This window comes from Azospirillum sp. B506 (genome assembly GCF_000333595.1).
Taxonomy (GTDB): Bacteria; Pseudomonadota; Alphaproteobacteria; order Azospirillales; family Azospirillaceae; genus Azospirillum.
The window spans coordinates 1-1,292 of sequence record NZ_BADK01000371.1 but is presented as its reverse complement, the minus strand read 5'-3'; the positions used below and the strand labels follow the sequence as shown (position 1 = coordinate 1,292).

1 protein-coding gene is annotated in these 1,292 nt (G+C 67.6%); it reads left to right on the top strand.

Features of this window, described 5'->3' with window-relative positions:
- Positions 1-133: 133 nt before the first annotated feature.
- Positions 134-1,292, top strand: a 1,159-nt coding sequence (locus tag I71_RS11500) for a PAS domain-containing protein (protein ID WP_244433772.1), incomplete at its 3' end; no start/stop codon positions are given.

Below are 1,292 nucleotides of genomic sequence, written 5' to 3'. Positions count from 1 at the left end.
AGTGCCGCCACCTTGCCGGTTGCGGCGTTGCGTCGGCACCGTCGTTGCGGCATGCTTGCGCAGGCTTGCCGCCGCCGTCCGCAAATCGCCGGTGGGCGCGGCCGACGGACGATCCACTGCGTTCGGGGTTTACGTGAAGCGGGCGCTCTGGCTTTTCTCCGGTTTCGGTGGCCGGCTGGTCCTGCCCGCCCTGGCGGTCGCGCTGGCCATAGCCGCCCTGTGGTGGATCCTGCTCGACCGGCTTTACCGGGAAGAGCGGCTGCTCGACCTGACCGCGCACGAGAAGACCGCCGTCATCGCCCGATTGGTGGAGGAGCATGCGGTTTCGACCTTCCGCCGGGTCGACGACCTGCTGCTCGACCTGATCGCCAACACGGAGCGCAACCGCTCGATGCGCCTGGACTCCCGGCGTGCCTTTGAAGAGGGGCTGGTGGTGGGGGTCCGCGTCTACGACGCCTCCGGCCTGATGACGATGGGCGGTGGGCGGGCCACCTTCCAGGGCAGCATCACCGACCGCGATGAGTTTCGCATCGCCCGTGACAGTGCGCCACGTGGCGTGGTGATCGGAACTCCCTATGTCTCACCGGAAGCACAGGATCAGCTCATACCGGTATCGCGGCGGCTGGATAACGATGACGGCACCTTCGCCGGCATCGCTGTCGCCGACATTCCGGTCGAATCCTTCGCCCGTTATTACCGTGTGCTCGGCCTGACCGCGGACGGTGCCGCGACGCTGCTGCGCACCGACGGTGTCGTCATCGCCCGCAACGCGGGGCTCGATGCCGTCATCGCTCGCGGACCTGCCAACAGGGACCTATGGCAGGCGATCAGGCAGCATCCTGTCGGCCACATCCGCATGGTCAGCCCGATCGATGGCGTGGAGCGGATCACGGCCTTCCGCTCGGCACCCGACTATCCGGTCATCGCCGTCGTCGGCGAATCGGTGGAAACGGTGTTCGGTCCCTGGCGTGACAACGCCCGCCTCTATCTCGGCTGGGCGGTCGCCACGACAGTGGTGATCCTGCTGTTCGTGATCGCGTTCATCGTCGAACTGCAATGGCGCCGTCACACCGACCGTGCGCTTCGGGTGCGAAACCGGGCGCTGGCCTGGAGCAACGACGGCATCATGATCGCCGACGCCACCCAGCCCGGCATGCCGATCGTTTATGTCAATCCGGCGCTTGAACGGCTGCTCGGCGCCCCGGCGTCGGCGCTGATGGGCAGCGGCGCCCTGACTGCGCTGGAGCGGGCGACATGCGACCGGGTGGCGTTGCAGCCCTGCGCGACGCCAT